Annotated in this window: 1 protein-coding gene; it reads left to right on the forward strand. The window is 64.1% G+C overall.

Annotated elements, in window-relative coordinates; all coding sequences use genetic code 11:
* Positions 1-5: 5 nt before the first annotated feature.
* The coding region (locus C5687_RS24195; protein ID WP_146086314.1) for a type VI secretion system Vgr family protein at positions 6-1,417 on the forward strand (1,412 nt) is incomplete at its 3' end.

Consider the following 1,417-nt stretch of genomic DNA (forward strand, 5'->3'; position numbering starts at 1 on the left):
CGATTATGCTCAACCGAATTACCGTCCAGCTCCCGGTCGAGGGGCTGCTCTTCTGGAAACTCTCCGGCCGCGAGGCGATGTCCGAGTCGTTCGCCCTGACGTTGACCCTGCTCGGCACGGATGCGCGCATTGACCGCAGCAAACTGCTGGGCCAGCCGGTCACGGTGACCATCCCGACGCAGAACCTGCTCACCTCCCGCTATATCAACGGTAAAGTCACGCGCGTGGCGGTGAGCGCCGTTGAGCTGTCGGGGACCCGCTACGCGGTGTACCAGCTGACGGTGGAGCCGGACCTGTGGCCGATGAAACGCGACCGTAACCTGCGCATCTTCCAGGGGCAGACGGTGCCGCAGATTGTGAAAACCCTGCTGGGCGAGCATCAGGTCAACGTCGAGGACAAGCTCACCGGCAGCTACCGGGTGTGGAACTACTGCGTGCAGTATCAGGAGTCGAGCCTGGACTTCATCAGCCGCCTGATGGAGCTGGAGGGGATTGCGTATCACTTCAGCCATGAGGCCGACAAACACACCCTCGTGCTGACCGACGCCGCCACCCAGCATCAGCCGTTCAGCGGCTACGAGGTGATTCCGTATCACCAGACGCCATCCGGCGGCAGCACGGATGAAGAGGGTATCGGCCAGTGGGCGCTGGAGGACAGCGTCACGCCGGGGATTTACAGCCTCGACGATTACGATTTCCGCAAGCCGAACGCGTGGCTGTTCCAGGCCCAGCAGAACCCGGCGTCGCCGAAGCCGGGCAGCATTGACGTCTACGACTGGCCGGGACGCTTTGTGGAGACCGGGCATGCGGAGTTCTACGCCCGCATTCGCCAGGAGCGCTGGCAGGTGGAGCACCAGCAGATTCAGGCCACCGCCACGGCGGCAGGCATTGCGCCGGGCCACACCTTCACCCTGACTAACGCGCCGTTCTTCAGCGATAACGGCGACTATCTGGTGACGGCGGCGGGGTATCACTTCGAGGAGAACCGCTACGCCAGCGGCGAGGGTGAAACTATTCACCGGACTGATTTCACGGTTATCCCGGCGTCGGTCTCTTATCGCCCGGCGCAGAGTACGCCCTGGCCGCGCACCTACGGCCCGCAGACAGCAAAAGTGGTGGGTCCGCAGGGGGAGAGCATCTGGACGGACAAATACGGCCGCGTGAAGGTGAAGTTCCACTGGGACCGTCTGGCGAAGGGCGACGACACCAGCTCCTGCTGGGTGCGAGTGTCGAGCGCGTGGGCGGGCCAGGGCTACGGCGGGGTGCAAATCCCACGCGTGGGCGATGAGGTGGTGGTGGACTTTATCAACGGTGATCCGGACCGTCCGATTATTACCGGGCGGGTGTACAACGATGCGAGCATGCCGCCGTGGGCGCTGCCGGCGGCGGCGACGCAGATGGGCTTTATGAGCCGGAC

This window comes from Enterobacter sichuanensis, from assembly GCF_002939185.1.
In the GTDB taxonomy this organism is placed as follows: Bacteria; Pseudomonadota; Gammaproteobacteria; order Enterobacterales; family Enterobacteriaceae; genus Enterobacter; species Enterobacter sichuanensis.